Source organism: Pseudomonas mucidolens (genome assembly GCF_900106045.1).
Lineage (GTDB): Bacteria > Pseudomonadota > Gammaproteobacteria > Pseudomonadales > Pseudomonadaceae > Aquipseudomonas > Aquipseudomonas mucidolens.
The window spans coordinates 2,680,590-2,696,946 of record NZ_LT629802.1; the positions used below are offsets into that span (position 1 = coordinate 2,680,590).

Here is a 16,357-nt window from a genome sequence, read left to right on the forward strand (position 1 = left end):
ACCTTTTTGATCGAGTGAACCCGCCATGAGTCTTTCCTCCCTACGTCCACCCTTGTTGCAATCGGTTGATGTCGCCGACTTCGACATATTGCTCGAACGCCTCAGTCAACAATTGGCCGCCACCGCCCACGTTTATGACGAGAGCGGCGACTTTCCCCAGGACAACTTCAGGCTGCTGCACGAACACGGCCTGCTGGCCCTGACGGTGCCAAAGGCGCTCGGCGGTGGTGGCGCCAGCCTGGTGCAGGCGCGCAAGGTCATCGCTGCGGTCGCCAAGGGCGAGCCTTCCACGGCGTTGATCCTGGTGATGCAGTATCTCCAGCAGTCGCGCCTGCAGGACAGCCGGACCTGGCCCGAAGCCTTGCGCTTGCGCGTCGCTCGTGAAGCCGTGCGTGAAGGCGCCTTGATCAATGCCTTGCGCGTCGAGCCTGACCTGGGCACTCCGGCCCGTGGCGGCCTGCCGGCGACCATCGCCAGGCGCACCTCAGAGGGCTGGCGAATCAGCGGGCGCAAGATCTATTCCACCGGTAGCCACGGCCTGACGTGGTTCAGCGTCTGGGCCCGCAGCACCGACGAAGACCCACTGATAGGCGCCTGGCTGGTGCATAAGGATACGCCCGGGATCAGCATCATCGAGGACTGGGACCACTTGGGCATGCGCGCCACCTGCAGCCACGAAGTGCTGTTCGACAACGTGCTGGTGCCGCTGGATCACGCGGTCAGCGTCAGTCCCTGGAGCGCACCGCAACCGGAACTCGACAGCGATGGTTTCCTGTGGATGTCGGTGTTGCTGGCGGCGGTCTATGACGGCGTCGCGCAAGCCGCACGTGATTGGTTTGTCAGCTGGCTGGAACAACGCAAGCCGTCCAACCTCGGCGCCGCGTTGTCGACCCTGCCACGGTTCCAGGAAACCGTCGGGCACATCGACACCCTGCTGTTCGCCAACCGCAGCCTGCAGGATGCCGCCGCCGAAGGGCGCACCCCCGCCCATCACGCCGCGCAATTGAAGTACCTGGTGACTGGCAACGCGATCCGCGCAGTCGAACTCGCCATCGAAGCCTCCGGCAACCCCGGCCTGTCACGGCACAATCCGCTGCAACGGCATTACCGCGATGTGCTGTGCAGCCGCGTCCACACCCCGCAAAACGATGCCGTGCTGCAAGGCGTCGGCAAAGCGGTGTTCGCTCAACGTCAGAAAAAGGACATTCCATAAGCGCCCTCGTGATCGCCAGCCAACTGGATGAAGACTTCAACGATGTGATTCGCCAGCGCCTCGCGCTGACACACCTTGGCGCCGAGGTGCTTGAAGTACCGGCCGGAGTCCCCAGTGACCTCCCAGCCGCAGCCTGTGTGTTGCTGGCGCGACCGATCAATGTGCGCGGCTACCGGGCATCCATGAACTGTTTTCCCGATCCGATCACCTCGCGCTGGCCGCGCCACTGACCGAGGCAACACGACCCAGTGGCGCGCGCTACTACTCCGTCAACGACCCGCGAACCCTCTTGCTGTCTGTGCGCTATGACCTCTGACGGCGCTTGAAAAGCCGCCTAAGCTAATACTCAAAAAGTATTTATAAATTGTTTTTTAGAACAATAAGATTCTTGGGGGTGTTAACCCTATCTTTAATCAATGTCGAGAATCCCATGTCCAGACTGATCGAGAACCCTGGGGCGATATTCCGTCGTCCCGTCCTGGCCGGAGCGGTCGTCGTGCTGCTCTTGTCGTCCACTGCACTCCCGGCCCAGGCGCGGGAAACCCTGCGTATCGGCTACCAGAAGTCCTCGACACTGATCACACTGCTGAAGACCCAAGGCAAGCTGGACAAGGCACTCACCGAGGCCGACATCGACGTGAGCTGGCATGAGTTTCCCAGCGGCCTGCCGCTGCTGGAGGCATTGAACGTCGGCAATGTCGACATCAGCGCCGACGTGGCCGATACCGTGCCGATCTTTGCCCAAGCCGCCCAGGCCAAGCTGACTTACTTCGCCCAGGAAGCCCCCTCGCCTTCAGCCCAGGCCATCGTCGTGCGCAAGGATTCGCCGTTGCAGCAACTGGCGGACTTGAAAGGCAAGAAAGTGGCGGTCACCAAGGCAGCAGGCGCCCACTACTTACTGATCGCGGCGCTGAACAAGGCCGGCCTCAAGTTTGCCGATATACAACCGGCGTACCTGTCGCCCTCCGATGGCCGGGCCGCGTTCGAGAACGGGAAAGTCGACGCCTGGGTGACCTGGGAGCCCTTCCTCAGTGGCGTGCAACGTCAGTTGCCAACGCGTACGTTGGCTGACGGAACCGGACTGGCGAGCTACAAACGTTACTATCTGACCGGCAACGCCTACGCCAAGCAACACCCGGAGATACTCAAGCTGGTTTACGAACAACTCCAAGAAGCCGGGCACTGGGCCAAGAACCATCCTCGCGATGCGGCCCAAGTGCTGGGGCCGTTGTGGGGCAACCTCGATGTCGAAACGGTCGAGGCCGCCAACGCCCATCGCAGCTATCAGGTCCAGCCGGTAAAAGCCGATCAGTTGGATGAACAGCAGAAAATCGCCGATGCGTTTTTTGCGGCAGGGCTGCTGCCAAAGGCGGTGGACGCCGGTGATGCACAGATATGGGCGCCATGACATAGCGCCCACACTGCAATAAGCAGCGACTAGACATCACCCTTGACTCTTGGTGCCTTTCGTATTCACGAAAAGCGCGAGGCCGTCAAAGTCAGGAAGGGTGTAGTTTTTGGCGCGAGGTTTGGCGTGTCGACCGCCGTATTGGTATGGGCCATCGCACTCACTCCATTTCATATGAATGAAGAGGTGTTGTACGGTTTTCAGAGCGCCAAGGAGCTCTAAAACTGATTTACCAAGCGTCGAATTGATGTACTAAAAAATGTACCAAACAAACGTGGCTATTGATGTATCAGAATGGACTTTACTGGAGCGAAAAAAGAGGCCTAAGCCTCTTTTTTCAGTTCCTGCAGACTTCAACAGAAGCCTGTAGAAAAATAATTGGAGCGGGAAACGAGACTCGTATCTGGTGTCCGACTCGTTGAAATCTAAGGGGTTTCTTTTCTTGCCGAAGCAGGAAAAGACTCAATTCTGGACTTGTTTTCAGAGTGTATCAAGAGCAACAAAGAAGAAGTTCCAAGGCAGTCGACTGGGCTCTGCTCCTAGCCATTTCTGGCGGCGATTGGCCTCAGTGGTACCAGGACAGCCGCCATCAATCCAGCTTAAGCTCATCCAAACGCCGTATCACAAACAAGCTGACAATCAGGTCCAGGTGCGCACCACCCGCATTCTTGTACACGGTGATCTCCTCTGCCCCCCGCTCAAAGGCCATCAATTGACATAGATCGAAGAGATCCCCCTCGATCTGCGCCTCACTGATTGCTCCTGCTTCCAGCGGAATCAAGATATCCCCCGCCACTGCCGCCGACTGGCGGTCATCGACAAAGATCCGCGCCTTGCCCAACAACATGTTGTCCGCATCCTGCATGTCCGGACGGAAACCGCCGACCAGGTCAATATGAGTACCCGGTTGCACGTGGCGCCCGAGAATCAGTGGAGCAGATGAACTGGTGGCCGAGCTGATGATATCGGCCCGGGCTACCGCCTCGTTCAGATCCAGCACGATGGTCGTCGCAAGGCCCCGGCGCTGCAAGTCGATGCGGGCTTCCTGCAGTTTCTCCGGCGAACGATTCCAAAGCAGGACCTGGCGAATCGAAGGACGGATGTGCAGATAGGCGTCTATCAGCGACCGAGCGACTGGCCCTGCGCCGAGCACTAGTAGCACCTCGCTGTCCTCGCGGCTCAGTCGACGCGCGGCCAGGACCGAATCGGCAGCAGTCTTGATGCTGGTGATGGCCGGGCCGTTGAGTACAGCGGCGATGGCCTTGGTGGTTTGGTCAATTACCATGAACGCAGCATGTTCGGTGGGCAGTGGTGGTGTGGATTTTGCGTTGGAGGGATAAATCGAGGCGAGTTTTATGCCTGCGCCAGCCCCCGGCAGAATCACGCCACGGCTGAACAGTCCGTAGTCGGCGTCGCCGATGAAGTAGCTATCGCCCATCGGGCGTGAGCCGAGGTGGGCCTCGTGCAGCGCCTGCAGTACGCCCTCCCAATCCAGCACCGATTGGATCTGTTGCGCGCTGATCATTTTCATCGTGTGTTTCCCAAGCATGAATAAGGCAGGGCCTGCTGCTCGCAGATCCTGCCTTATTGTTCAGGTTGCCGCTGGACGATCTGTTTCGCCTTTCAGATGCGCATAGCTATCTACGAAACGCTTAAATTTGTGTTTACCACACGTGTACGCTTTGTACTTCGCGGGTAGAGCCTCACTCACGCAGGTTGGCACAGGCTCAACAACTGCATCAAAATCCAAATCAATAAAGAAAGGAATTGAATAGCGCTCTAGACCGCTAATATTTATGACGCGATGCATTGTCGAGGTGTAGCGATCGTTGGTGAGGGTTTGAACTAGATCACCAATATTGACGATAAAAGTGCCTTCAACGGGTGGTGCAGTAACCCACTCCCCTGCACGGTTCCTGACTTGCAAACCGCCAACTGCATCTTGGGACAGGACCGTCAAGAAACCATAGTCCGTGTGTGCCCCGATACCGATCTCCTCTTGGGAAACCCTTCCGATCTGGGGCGGATAACGCAAAATCCGTTGAATAGTGATGGGCTTACGCTGAAGATGTTCAAAGTAATCTTGTGGTAAACCCAAGCTCAACGCGATCCCGCCAATCAGCATTCGTGCGAGTGCCAATACAGAGGAATGGTAATCTTCGGCAACCTTCTCAAATTGCGGCAGTACAGATGGCATTTGATTAGGACCAAAGAATGGAGAGATCTCATCATAATGAGCTCCGCAATCAAAACACTCTTTGAAATCGCGGGTATTAGCAGGATCGACGTTTTCCGCGTACATCGGTATATAACCACGTAGCGTGAGCCCGGAATTCACGACATTAAGCTTGTTCTTCTCCTCAAAAGGAAGCTTGAAAAAACTTTTGGTAAGCGCATACATCTCATCTATTAACTGCTGGTCAATGCCATGGTTTTTTATATAAAAAAAACCCACCTTTTCGCATGCATCACCTATTTGGCTTGCCACCTTCAGCGGATTTTCGCCATTTATGAGCGACGATATATCTATGACGGGAATTTCAGTGAAAGCTGTTTGTTTGCTAGCCAAGCGAATATCAAATAACTCTGTCACCTATGCTCTCCTTTCCGAAATATCAATAAGGCAGAAGATTAAGAAAGCACGACTGTGCCCTCTTCAATCCCACTGAATCACACCTGAACCGTCACCTATAACACCCACTTTCACGTCCGCCTCAACGAGTGCGGTTTGCCGCTGCGCGCACGTTCATCACTCTGCAGGCACTGACCGCTCAATGCGATGGCAGCCAGGCGCGTACGAATCAAATCAGCCCGGGTTTTGACGGATGTTAATCCTGGATTTTTTGGCATGCAAGCAAAATGTACACCTGTGTCATAAACAGTTGACGCAAGTGTACATTTATCCTAATTTCAAGTCACCGAGCCTGATGAAGCCCACTTTGGAGCGCACCACGATGTCCAGCGATCCCTTGCTGCAACCCTATAAAATCAAGAATCTGACCCTCAGAAACCGGATCATGACCACCTCCCATGAACCGGCCTACCCTGTGGACGGCATGCCCAAGGATCTTTATCGCGCCTACCACGTGGAGCGCGCCAAAGCGGGTGTCGCCCTGACCATGACTGCCGGTTCCGCTGCCGTATCCCGAGACAGCCCGCCGGTGTTCAACAATGTGCTCGCCTACAAGGACGAAGTAGTCGGATGGTTGAAGGACCTGGCCGATGAATGCCACGAACATGGCGCGGCAGTGATGATCCAGTTGACCCATCTGGGCCGTCGCACCCGCTGGGACAAGGCCGACTGGTTACCGGTGGTGTCGCCGTCCCACCGTCGAGAGGCTTCACACCGCTCCTTCCCGAAGAAAATGGAGGAATGGGACATTGAGCGGATCATCAAGGACTATGTAGACGCCGCGGAGCGCATGAAGGCGGCAGGCCTCGATGGTCTGGAGCTACAGGCTTACGGACATTTGATGGACCAGTTCTGGTCACCGTTGACCAATGACCTTGATGGCCCTTACGGCGGCTCGCTGGAAAACCGCATGCGCTTTACCTTCGACGTCTTGCGTGGCATCCGCCAGCGGGTCGGCGAAGATTTCCTGCTGGGCGTTCGCTACACCGGTGATGAAGAATTGCCCGGTGGCTTCACGGCCAGCGAGGGCATGCAGGTGTCTCACATGCTCAAGGACAGCGGGCTGGTCGACTTCCTGAACGTCGTGCGCGGTCACATTGATACGGATGCCGGCTTGACCGATGTGATCCCAATTCAGGGCATGCGCAACTCACCGCACCTCGACTTCGCGGGTGAGATTCGCTCGTCAACCGGCTTCCCGACCTTCCACGCCGCCAAGATCCCCGATGTGGCCACCGCGCGCTACGCGATCGCCTCGGGCAAAGTGGACATGGTGGGCATGACCCGGGCGCACATGACCGACCCACACATCGTGCGTAAAATCATCGAGAAGCGCGAAGAAGAGATTCGCCCGTGCGTAGGTGCCAACTACTGTCTGGACCGCATCTACCAGGGCGGCGCGGCCTATTGCATCCACAACGCGGCGACGGGTCGCGAAACCACCATGCCCCACGACATTCCCAAAGCCGCCGTCAGGCGCAAGGTGCTGGTGATCGGCAGCGGCCCGGCGGGGCTGGAAGCAGCGCGGGTCGCCGGTGAGCGCGGCCATGACGTGACGGTGCTCGAGGCGGCTGACCAGCCCGGCGGGCAGATTCGCCTGACGGCGCTGAGCGAGCGACGTCGCGAGATGATCAGCATCATTGATTGGCGCATGGCGCAATGCGAACGGCTGGGGGTGAAGTTTCATTTCAACACCTGGGCCGAAGCCAACACCGTGCAAGCCTTCGAACCAGATGTGGTCATCGTCGCGACCGGCGGCCTGCCGGATACCGAGGTGCTGCGCGCAGGCAACGAACTCGTGGTTTCGACCTGGGACATCATTTCCGGCGACATCAAGCCCGGACGCAACGTACTGATCTTTGACGATGCGGGGGACCATGCTGCCCTGCAGGCTGCCGAAGTCATTGCGCAAAGCGGTGCGACCGTGGAGATCGTCACGCCAGACCGCTCGTTTGCACCTGAAGTCATGGCCATGAACCTGGTGCCCTACATGCGCAGCCTGCAGGATCTGGCCGTCACTTTCACCGTCACCTACCGGGTCGATACCGTGGAAAAACGCGATGGCGGGCTCGTTGCCACCTTGGGCAGCGATTACGGCAAGGTTCACAAGCAACGCGTGGTCGATCAGGTGGTCGTCAACCACGGCACCCTTCCTCTGGACGATTTGTACTTCGACCTGCGTCCGCTCTCCAGCAATGGCGGCGCGGTGGAGCAGCATGACTTGATCGCCGGCACGGCACAGAACATCGTCACCAATCCCGAGGGGCGCTTCCAGCTGTTCCGGATCGGCGATGCCGTGTCAGCTCGCAATACTCACGCGGCCATCTACGACGCTTTGCGCCTGGTGAAAGACCTCTGAATCCGGGCCTCCCTTCCGGGTGGAACGGAGGTTCGCGATTAAAAACTGAAGGCCCTTTAACGGGCCTTCAGTGCTTATTATTGCCCCGCTTACAGACCGCGCCGCGCCACTTCAGCGCCCGCCTGGACCGCTCGTCCGACGATGGACTCGATGCCTTGATCGGCCATCGATTGCAACGCGGCTGCAGTCACACCCCGGTATGCCATCAACGATTCAATCATTTGCCGCGGATCGCGGTTGGCCAGCATCTGCCCGCCGCCCACCATCACGCCTTGTGCTGCACGCTGCGCGATGGCAAGAGGAATTCCCGCCGCCACCGCCTGATTAGTCAGCGCCATCTGCAACATTGCCGGGAACGCCGGCCCCGTCCCGGACAATGCGCTGAGGTAATCAATACCGTCTTCGTCAGGCAGTTCGTCCGCCGCACCGACGCACTCGAATAAACGCTGCACCCATTCGCGGTCGCGTTCAACAAGGTTTCCGATACAGTACCAGGGCGTGAACGACTGTCTGATTTCCACGGCTGCATTCGGCATGGCCCGCACTATTACATCCGCACCGGTGGCCGCGCTGATGGCCGCCGCCGAAACGCCAGCCATCAGAGAAATCACTAGCTTGCCACGGGCGTTGATCTGCAGCTCGCGAAACTGCTCCGGCCGGATGGAGAGCACGACAATATCGCTGAGGTCCACCAACTGCTGGTTGTCGGCGAGCAACTTCACACCTGGCTCGAAGGTACTGACGCCGGAGCGGTTCGAAATCAACAAATGGTCAGGCTTGATGAAACTGCTTTCGAGGAGCGCCTCGGCAGTTGCACGCCCGAGCCAGCCGGTGCCCCCGATGATGCCCAGCGTTCTACTCTCCATCGGCAGCGGACTCCTCGAATGTTTCGACCAAGGGAACGAAGACACCGGGTTCTTTTTCCGCGTAGCCGAACTTTCCATAAAAGCGGTCCAGTTCGCGCCGCTTCGGTACTTTGCCGGTAAACACGCTCACGTACTGAGGAATCCGTCGAAATCGTACGACGATATCTTCATTGGTTTTCATGGAGATGTAGCCGATCTGCGTGAGGTAGATCGTCCTGGCCCGAACATCGGCGCCTTCGCCGTCGTAGCCAAACCGTCGGAACATCGCCGCCAACGCATTCATCCGTGTCTCATCGGCCAAAGCGATTTCAGCTGTGACTTCGTCCGATTGCAGCGCCCAACTGCGCACGGCAAATTCGAATTGCGAGTCGAACAGGTCGGGGTTCACCCAGCACTCGAAGACGTTGAGAATCGCCTCGGAAATACTTTCTGCATAACTCTCACATTGGCTGACCATACCGCCGGTGTTCTTGTCCCGCCATCGAGCCAGGAGTGCTGCGAGCAGTTGCTCCCGATCTTCATAGAACCAGTAAAAGCTGGTTCGAGACAAATTCAAGCGTTTGGCCAGCGGCATCACCCGCACAGCATCCACGCCCGACTCTTTGAGAGCATCGTAGGCGGCGTCCAGCCAACCATCCACGGAGCCTCGCCAGCCTGCGTCCTGCGCTTTGGTTTTAGCCCTTCCTGTCTGTGACATTCGGGTTGCACCTTTATTAAAAATTCTTCCCCACTGTACACCTCATAATCTGTGGCGTACACGGCATGTACAGAAGCGTACATTTTTTAGACGCTGATCCGCATTCGATCTCACAACGGATTTGCCTCACCAAATACCGTCCGAGCCGTACGACTGGTCACTAATGACCTCCTGTCGATTCCATCTTTTAGATAACAACAGGTTATCTTTGCCCCTATAAAAAAGTTGCTAGACGATTAGAACCAATGAAACCAAATAATGGTTCTACCAAAAAAAATATTAGGTAGGTGCCATGAAGTTTAATAATAAAGTGGTGATCATCACCGGCGCTGCTGGGGGCGTCGGACAGGCGTTAGCGTTATTGTTCGCCCGAGAAGGCGCAAAGCTTGTTTTGTCTGATCTTGATGAAGGCGGTTGCAAATCAATTTCCGCAAAAGTCCGTGACCTGGGTGCTGAAGTGCACTACGTGGCTGGCGACTTACGCCGTAAAGAATATTGCGAAGCGATTGTCCAAACTGCCGTCGATGTTTTTTCGGGAATCGACATCGTATTGAACAATGCGGGCATCATTCCCCGCGGCACAATTGAGGAAACCACTGACGACATGTGGTTTGACGCCATGGGCGTAAACCTGAATGCGGTGTTCTTCATCTGCCGTGCCGCGATACCGCACATGAAAAATCGCCCGGGCGCCGCAATCGTCAACACATCATCTGTGTGGGGTATTTATCCCGGCCCCGCTCACGTGGCGTATTGCACAAGCAAAGGGGCCGTCGCGGCTTTAACTAAAAATCTGGGCCGCGATTGCGCCCCTTTGGGCATCCGTGTCAACGCCGTGTGCCCGCACGAAATCAATACCCCGATGATACGCAGCGGCTTTGAGCGTCGAGGCCTGGATCCGGATAAAGCTGTGCAAGAACTGAACAAGAGCGTGCCATTAGGCCGTATCGCCGAGCCTGAAGACATTGCGGATGTCATCGCGTTTCTGGCATCCGACGAGGCCAGGTACATCGCCGGTGAAACGGTAGAAGTCACAGGCGCCAAGCCGGTATCCGGCTAAGGGGAGGTAGCGATGCTCAAAGGTAAAAATGTAGTGGTGACCGGGGGCGGCCGAGGGATTGGCCGAGGCATTACCGAACAATTGCTTGAGGCAGGAGCTTCTGTGCTGATCGCTCAGCGTCAGGCACTGGACGCCGGCTTGCAGAATCACCCTCAAGTCTGTTTCGTCGAGACTGATCTCGCTTCGATGGAGTCACCGAATTTGATTGCACAGTTCGCCCAGGAGCAGCTTGGCGGAATCGATGTATTGGTCAACAACGCCGGGTTCATGTTCGAGAAGTCCATCGACGATATGACCGAGCAGGACTGGGATCGCATGATGGCTGTCAATCTGCGAGCGCCCGCATTCTTGTGCAAGGCGTTGGTGCCTCAGATGCGTCAGCGAGGTGGTGGCAGCATCATCAACATCGGGTCGATCGAAGGTTTAGGCGCCAACCCTGAACATGCCGCGTACTGTGCCTCCAAGGCGGGCATCCATGGGCTGACCCGAGCCTTGGCAATCGATCTCGGCCGCGACGGCATTCGCTGCAATGCCATTGCTCCGGGGTGGATAAACTCCGAGCTGAGTGATGCATACCTCTCAGCTCAAGCGGATCCGCGTACGGCTCGCCAGGCACTCCTGCGCCTTCATCCGGTCGGACGTACCGGGTTGCCGGCGGATGTGGGCGGGACAGTCGTTTTCCTCGCCTGCGAATCATCGGCCTTCATCACTGGGCAGGTGCTGGTGGTGGATGGGGGGCGCACGGCGAAATTGCCACTGCCGTTTTGATCGAATCCACCCGAGTTGCGACGCAGGGAGGGACTTACCCTCCTGCGCTGCAAGATTCTGCGGCGGGGTTTAATCCCTGAGCCCATGGCAGTCCGGTTGAATCCTCACGCCTTCGCTTTGATCGCATACAGCCCACCGATAATCACCAACGCGGCGCCGACAACCACCCAGGTATCCGGGTGCTCGCCAAAAACGATTACACCAATCAACGTGGCGAACACCAGAAGTGAATAGTTGAAAGGCTGCAAGATTGAAGCGGTCGCGTGTTTCAGTGCTTGAATGAAGAGAATCTGTGCGGCGACTCCCGTCAATGCCAGGATCCCCATCAAAAGGCCCTGGATCGGAGTCGGGGAAACCCAAATGTGACCGTCAAGGCACCCACACACGCCATAAAGAGCATGTTCGTAGCAAAGGAGTCGTGCTGGCTGATTCGACGCGTTAGTACGTTGAACACCGCGAACGCCAAAGCAGCCAGCAGCGGGATCAGCGCCGCGAGTTCAAAGACGCCCGCGCCTGGCCGGAGGATGACCAGCGTGTCGGTGAACCCTATGGCCGCCGCAATCCAGCGCCGTAGACCTATGAACTCCCCAAGCACGGTCCCCGCCAATGCCAGTGTCATCAGCGGAAATACGGCATAAGGTGCGTGCATTTCGGCCAGCCCCAAATATCGTAGCCCCACCGCAAACAGCAGGGTTTCACCAACGGCTAACAGCGCTCGAATGATTTGCAGCCAAGGGTGCTTACTGCGAAACGTCGCCTGGCCCCTGCCTAGGTAAGCGGCATATCCGAGAGCAAAAACGACAAACACCCAATAACGCACCATGACCAGTTGGGCAACCGGGAAGTCTTTGACAAGCACCTTGGTTACGCCGTCCTGGCTGGCGAAAATCAGCATTGAAAGCAGGCAGAGGAAAATCCCGAGTTGGGGCCTCGCGATCCCGGGATTAGCAGCAACGGTGGGCGTCGTTAAATGCGTAATATTTTTTGTTCGGTCGCTATTCAATCAACCTTTCCTTCGTAGATCGTTCCGATCAGACTTTGAAGTCGGTAGATAGCCGACGACTTGAACTTGTCAGCCTTCTCGCCCGGCCCAAAACTCATGCCAGTGAATAACCGAACTGACACCCAGTTTCGTTATTATCCTGGGTGGTAGCTTGCTGGGGCCTGGTGCGTGACTAAAGCTATCGAGAAACTCCGAACGCGTACCCGATGCCAACTCCGCAGCCATCACACCGGCCAGGGTGCTTTTCACAGTACCCAGTCCGTTTTCGCAGCAAGCCGAGTACAGGTTTTCTTCAATCTCGCCAAATGCAGCGGCGCTGTTACGACTCAGACACAGGCGGCCGGCCCAACTGAATTCCAGCGCAGTGGATTTCAATTCGGGAAAGCGCGCATCCAGGGAGTGTCGCTGTTCTTTGGCCACCGCCGCTACCCGCTCTGGAGTGACCTGGATACTCGGGTCATAGGTAAACTTGGTCCGGATGACGATACGCGAGAGACCGTCTGAAGAGATCTTGCGGACGGTCGCGCCCATGGGATCCGCCGGCAACAACGCCCACCTGGCTTTACCCGGCACCTCTTTCCTGAATGCATCATCACTGTAAGCAGCCGTCATGGAGGCATAAGTGAAAACGTGCAACAGTCGTCCTTGATAATGGCCAAAGTCTTCAATGTGCCCGTTAACTCCCAGGATGACCTTGGGTGCGTGCACCGTCCCGTTATGAGATCGAGCGCTCCAACCACTTCCCTGCCTGGTCAATTCAACAATCGGAGAGCGTTCGAACAGCGTGATTTTCCCTTCGAGCCCTGCTGCCAGGTCTCTAATGTATTGCGCGGGTTGAATCATCACTGTGCCCGGCGTGTAGATCCCACCGTGATAATAGGCGGACCCAGTGATTTCGCGCATTTGCGCGGCATCGAACATCTGGAACTTCTCGCCAATGCGTTCAAGGGATTGAGCGTAATTGACGTTCAGTTTCAATCCCCGCTCAGTGGCGGCCGCGTTGATCTTCCCGGAAGGGTCGAACGTGTCGGCAGACATGCCGTACTCCCGCGCAGCGGCAGCGGCAAAAGCAATCGCAAAGCGGTTCTGCGCAATTTCCAGCGCCGTTGCAGACTCACTCGCCACGGAGTATTCCCCGGACGACAGACTGTGCGGCACATCGATCATGAAACCAGAGTTTCTGCCGGCCGGCCCCTTGGCGACTTCATGAGCATCGACCACGACAATGCTGTCACCCGGATGCAGCTGTGAAAGTCTGCGAGCGGCGGACAGGCCGGCAAAACCGGCCCCGATAATCAGCCAGTCCGCCGTCACGTTTCCATCAAGCATGCGGACAGGCGCAGTGCGTTCGGAAATCGCCTCCCAACCTGAAACCCCGGTGTCTACCGGCAGACGCTTGATGGTATGGGTGCTCATTTTTCGGTCTCTTCATCCGACCGATCAGACACATCGATCCAGATGGTTTTGATTTCGGTGTACTGGTCATGGGCGAAAATGGATTTGTCCCGACCGCCGAAGCCCGACTCCTTGTAGCCACCGAAGGGTGTCGATGCGTCGCCCTCACCAAAGCAGTTCACGGTGACGATGCCCGCGCGAATTTCCCGCGACAACTTGATTGCCCGCCGCAGGCTGCCGGTATATACCGAGGCCGCGAGGCCGTAGACCGTGTCATTGGCCAGCGCAATGGCTTCGGAGATCGTGTTGAAGGTGGTGACCGACAGAATCGGGCCGAAGATCTCTTCCTGGAACAGCCGGTTGTCTCGACCAACACCGTCAATCACCGTCGGCTCTACAAAGGCGCCGTCTTTGGTCGCACCACCGTAAACCACCTCAAGCTTTCCGGCGGCGGCGTGCTCAAGGTACGACTGCACTTTGGCAAAATGCTCAGGGCTGACCAGCGACCCTACGCGGTTTTCCGGATCGAGTGGATCGCCCATTTTCCATTCGCGGATGTAGGCGCCCATGCGCTTCAGCAGCTCGTCCTTAACCGATGCATGGACGATCAGACGAGAAGTTGCGGAGCAGTTTTCGCCCATGTTCCAGAACGCGCCATTGACCACGTGCTGAGCGACGAGATCCAGGTCTTGGGCATCGTCCATCACCACGGCCGGATTTTTTCCGCCGCACTCGAGGACGATGCGTTTCAGGTTCGAATCGGCGGCGTAATGCAGGAAACGGCGGCCTGTCGTGGTGGAGCCGGTGAAGCTGACCATGTCGACATCGTTATGCAAACCAATCGGTTCACCAACGTCCTTGCCCGTGCCGGTGACAATGTTGAGTACGCCGGCAGGTACGCCGGCTTCAAACGCCAGTTGCGCGACACGCAACGTGGTCAGCGAGGTTTGCTCAGCAGGTTTGACGATGACCGAACAGCCCGCAGCGAGCGCCGGGCCGATTTTCCAGGCCAGCATCAGCAGCGGGAAGTTCCAGGGCAATACGCAGCCCACCACGCCGATTGGCTCCCGAACTACCATGGTCAGCGCGTCGCTGCCCACCGGAGCGGTGTTGTCGTAAATCTTGTCAATCAGTTCTGCGTGCCAGCGGATCGTGTGGATGGTGTCCGGTATGTCAACCAACTGGCATTCACTGACCGGTTTGCCGCTATCGAGACTTTCGAGGACAGCCAGTTCGTGTTGATGGCTTTCAAGCAGGTTTGCAAACTTCAACAGGACCGCTTTGCGCTCCCGCGGAGAAACAGATCTCCAGCGTCCATCCTCAAAGGCCTCCTTGGCATTGCTCACCGCGAGGGCGACATCCTCGGACGAACACGCTGCGACGTCGGTCAAAAAGGCACCGGTCGCCGGGTTGTTCGTGGCGAAGGTTTTGCCAGAGATCGCGGGCTTGAATGCGCCATTGATGAACGCCTTGGACGGCAACGAAATGTCTTTGGCCAGCGCGGCATATTCGGCCTTGCTCAGAAGATCACCCATGGCTGGCTCCCGAAGAAATGTTGGCTACGTTACGTTTGAGTTCAGTAATGACCGACGCGAAACTCTGCTTCTCGTCCGCTTCCAGTGGCTGCAATGGCAGGCGCACGTTACCGACTTTCAATCCGGCAACTTCGCAGCCGTACTTGATCGACTGCACGAACTTGCCACCGTCCAGGGCATTCATCAGCGGCATCATCGCTGTCATGATTTGACGGCCTTTGTCGAAGTTCTTTTCGATCACGCAGGCTTCATAAAGCGCAACGTGTTCCTTGGGCAGGAAGTTGGAACCTGCGCACACCCAACTGCGGGCGCCCCAGGCAAAAAACTCGAGGGCCTGGTCGTCCCATCCACAGGACAAGGCGATGTTGGGGAACTGCCGGGCCAGCATATGCACCTGGCCCATGTCGCCGGAACTTTCCTTGATGGCGACGACGTTTTTCGATTGGCTGACACGCGTGAAATATTCTTCGTCCATCGAAACGCACATGCGCCCCGGATAGTTGTAAAGCATGATCGGCAGGTCGGCGGCGCGATCAATCGTCAATGCATGGATCGCGTTTTCCTGGGAGGTCGGCAGCGCATACGGCGGGCTGGTGACGAGAATGGCGTCCGCTTTGATCGATTTGGCATCCTTGGCGTACTGAACCGCATCTTCGGTGCGAATCGCCCCGGTACTGACGATCAGTTGCACTCGAGTGCCGATCACATCTTTGGCGTAGGCTGCCAACTCGGTGCGTTCTTCCGCAGTCTGCGCATAATACTCGCCGGTCGACCCACCGATAATAATGCCGTGCACCTTCGCCTCGATCAGCGACTCCAAAACTTCCGAGTACACGTTCCAGTCAATCTCCCCATCAGAGTTATAAGGAGTTACTGCTGGCGTATAAATACCTTCAAATTTCAAGATAAATGCTCCGAATGCGAGTTAGGTGGGAGATCAACGAACGCGTCAGCTTTGATGCCTTTAGGCGCGACAAGAATCTTCATGTTTTCACGGGGCGGTTCCCAATGCTCAAACACAAGATCAATTGCGACACTTTGCTTAACTGTTGAATCCAGACTGACATGGGCCAAGAAGTCGGTCAATAGAGTGTATTTCCCGCGCATACATTTTCAGATGGGTGCTTCAGACGCCAGTGAAAATATCTTTCTCTTTATTTTCAATGGTTTGAATTTTTCTAGCCGATACCAAGACGTCAATCGATAACATTTGATTATGCATTGATAAGAGTAAAAGTTTCTTGTTGATGCATGATTGCCGTCGTAGTCTTACAACAGCGATATTCTACTGACGAATTGGAAAATAGAATTTCTCGTACATTCGTTCCATTAGTTGGAAACTGTTTGTTCGGGGTCGAATAAGGTGCTGTAGCAACATTGCCGCGGATGCAAACATCGGCATTTCAGAATTGTCTGCCTTA

14 protein-coding genes and 1 pseudogene are annotated in these 16,357 nt (G+C 56.7%); 6 read left to right on the forward strand and 9 right to left on the reverse strand.

Translation table 11 applies throughout. From position 1 onward, the window contains the following. Positions 1-25: 25 nt before the first annotated feature. The 3 genes and pseudogenes from BLU75_RS12490 to BLU75_RS12500 all read left to right on the forward strand — a co-directional run bounded on the left by BLU75_RS12490 (position 26) and on the right by BLU75_RS12500 (position 2,621). Complete coding sequence (locus tag BLU75_RS12490; protein WP_084378782.1) at positions 26-1,213, forward strand: acyl-CoA dehydrogenase family protein; 1,188 nt, start codon at positions 26-28, stop codon at positions 1,211-1,213. After that, positions 1,210-1,434, forward strand: a pseudogene (locus tag BLU75_RS12495) (dihydrofolate reductase); the annotation flags it as partial. The gene BLU75_RS12490 and the pseudogene BLU75_RS12495, both read left to right, overlap by 4 nt. A 209-nt stretch (positions 1,435-1,643) precedes the next feature. Beyond that, entirely contained in the window at positions 1,644-2,621 is a 978-nt protein-coding gene (locus BLU75_RS12500) for an aliphatic sulfonate ABC transporter substrate-binding protein (protein ID WP_084378783.1), read from the forward strand. A 589-nt stretch (positions 2,622-3,210) separates the two neighbouring features. Here BLU75_RS12500 and BLU75_RS12510 read toward each other — a convergent pair. After that, positions 3,211-4,152 (reverse strand): ornithine cyclodeaminase family protein, encoded by a 942-nt coding sequence (locus tag BLU75_RS12510; protein WP_084378784.1) that lies wholly within the window; start codon positions 4,150-4,152, stop codon positions 3,211-3,213. A 60-nt stretch (positions 4,153-4,212) separates the two neighbouring features. Then, positions 4,213-5,214 (reverse strand): isopenicillin N synthase family dioxygenase, encoded by a 1,002-nt coding sequence (locus BLU75_RS12515; protein WP_084378785.1) that lies wholly within the window; start codon positions 5,212-5,214, stop codon positions 4,213-4,215. Between the two features lie 361 nt (positions 5,215-5,575). Here BLU75_RS12515 and BLU75_RS12520 point away from each other — a divergent pair, with 361 nt between their 5' ends. Continuing rightward, positions 5,576-7,612 carry an NADH:flavin oxidoreductase gene (locus BLU75_RS12520; protein WP_084378842.1) on the forward strand — a complete coding sequence of 679 codons (2,037 nt, stop codon included), beginning with the start codon at positions 5,576-5,578 and terminating at the stop codon, positions 7,610-7,612. Between the two features lie 89 nt (positions 7,613-7,701). On the opposite strand, the gene BLU75_RS12525 is transcribed toward BLU75_RS12520, so the two are convergent. Next, positions 7,702-8,478 (reverse strand): pyrroline-5-carboxylate reductase family protein, encoded by a 777-nt coding sequence (locus BLU75_RS12525; protein WP_084378786.1) that lies wholly within the window; start codon positions 8,476-8,478, stop codon positions 7,702-7,704. Further along, the gene (locus BLU75_RS12530; protein ID WP_084378787.1) at positions 8,468-9,175 is read right to left on the reverse strand and encodes a TetR/AcrR family transcriptional regulator; all 708 of its coding nucleotides are present in this window, start codon (positions 9,173-9,175) and stop codon (positions 8,468-8,470) included. The genes BLU75_RS12525 and BLU75_RS12530 overlap by 11 nt, the downstream gene beginning before the upstream one ends. A gap of 292 nt (positions 9,176-9,467) precedes the next feature. Between BLU75_RS12530 and BLU75_RS12535 the strand changes: the two genes are divergently transcribed. Together BLU75_RS12535 and BLU75_RS12540 are read left to right on the forward strand one after the other, a co-directional pair. Beyond that, complete coding sequence (locus BLU75_RS12535) at positions 9,468-10,235, forward strand: SDR family NAD(P)-dependent oxidoreductase (protein WP_084378788.1); 768 nt, start codon at positions 9,468-9,470, stop codon at positions 10,233-10,235. Positions 10,236-10,247: 12 nt separating this feature from the next. Continuing rightward, positions 10,248-11,003, forward strand: a complete 756-nt coding sequence (locus BLU75_RS12540; RefSeq protein ID WP_084378789.1) for an SDR family NAD(P)-dependent oxidoreductase — start codon at positions 10,248-10,250, stop codon at positions 11,001-11,003. 104 nt (positions 11,004-11,107) lie between these two features. Here BLU75_RS12540 and BLU75_RS27855 read toward each other — a convergent pair whose 3' ends face one another. From BLU75_RS27855 to BLU75_RS12560, 5 genes are all read right to left on the reverse strand, one after another. Continuing rightward, positions 11,108-11,329, reverse strand: a complete 222-nt coding sequence (locus tag BLU75_RS27855) for a DMT family transporter (RefSeq protein ID WP_231982651.1) — start codon at positions 11,327-11,329, stop codon at positions 11,108-11,110. Continuing rightward, entirely contained in the window at positions 11,329-12,006 is a 678-nt protein-coding gene (locus BLU75_RS27860; RefSeq protein ID WP_231982652.1) for a DMT family transporter, read from the reverse strand. Before BLU75_RS27860 ends, BLU75_RS27855 begins: the two co-directional genes overlap by 1 nt. Before the next feature lie 69 nt (positions 12,007-12,075). Then, a complete protein-coding gene (locus tag BLU75_RS12550; protein ID WP_084378790.1) occupies positions 12,076-13,422 on the reverse strand; it encodes an NAD(P)/FAD-dependent oxidoreductase in 1,347 nt (448 codons plus the stop codon). After that, the gene (locus BLU75_RS12555) at positions 13,419-14,936 is read right to left on the reverse strand and encodes an aldehyde dehydrogenase (protein WP_084378791.1); all 1,518 of its coding nucleotides are present in this window, start codon (positions 14,934-14,936) and stop codon (positions 13,419-13,421) included. Before BLU75_RS12555 ends, BLU75_RS12550 begins: the two co-directional genes overlap by 4 nt. Further along, entirely contained in the window at positions 14,929-15,840 is a 912-nt protein-coding gene (locus BLU75_RS12560) for a dihydrodipicolinate synthase family protein (RefSeq protein WP_084378792.1), read from the reverse strand. Before BLU75_RS12560 ends, BLU75_RS12555 begins: the two co-directional genes overlap by 8 nt. Positions 15,841-16,357: the final 517 nt, after the last annotated feature.

Coding starts and splice junctions, on each gene's coding strand:
- BLU75_RS12500 (WP_084378783.1), top strand. CDS start 1,644: ATGTCCAGACTGATCGAGAACCCTGGGGCGATATTCCGTCGTCCCGTC.
- BLU75_RS12510 (WP_084378784.1), bottom strand. CDS start 4,152: ATGAAAATGATCAGCGCGCAACAGATCCAATCGGTGCTGGATTGGGAG.
- BLU75_RS12550 (WP_084378790.1), bottom strand. CDS start 13,422: ATGAGCACCCATACCATCAAGCGTCTGCCGGTAGACACCGGGGTTTCA.
- BLU75_RS12535 (WP_084378788.1), top strand. CDS start 9,468: ATGAAGTTTAATAATAAAGTGGTGATCATCACCGGCGCTGCTGGGGGC.
- BLU75_RS12555 (WP_084378791.1), bottom strand. CDS start 14,936: ATGGGTGATCTTCTGAGCAAGGCCGAATATGCCGCGCTGGCCAAAGAC.
- BLU75_RS12525 (WP_084378786.1), bottom strand. CDS start 8,478: ATGGAGAGTAGAACGCTGGGCATCATCGGGGGCACCGGCTGGCTCGGG.
- BLU75_RS12530 (WP_084378787.1), bottom strand. CDS start 9,175: ATGTCACAGACAGGAAGGGCTAAAACCAAAGCGCAGGACGCAGGCTGG.
- BLU75_RS12540 (WP_084378789.1), top strand. CDS start 10,248: ATGCTCAAAGGTAAAAATGTAGTGGTGACCGGGGGCGGCCGAGGGATT.
- BLU75_RS27855 (WP_231982651.1), bottom strand. CDS start 11,329: ATGGGGATCCTGGCATTGACGGGAGTCGCCGCACAGATTCTCTTCATT.
- BLU75_RS12520 (WP_084378842.1), top strand. CDS start 5,576: ATGTCCAGCGATCCCTTGCTGCAACCCTATAAAATCAAGAATCTGACC.
- BLU75_RS12490 (WP_084378782.1), top strand. CDS start 26: ATGAGTCTTTCCTCCCTACGTCCACCCTTGTTGCAATCGGTTGATGTC.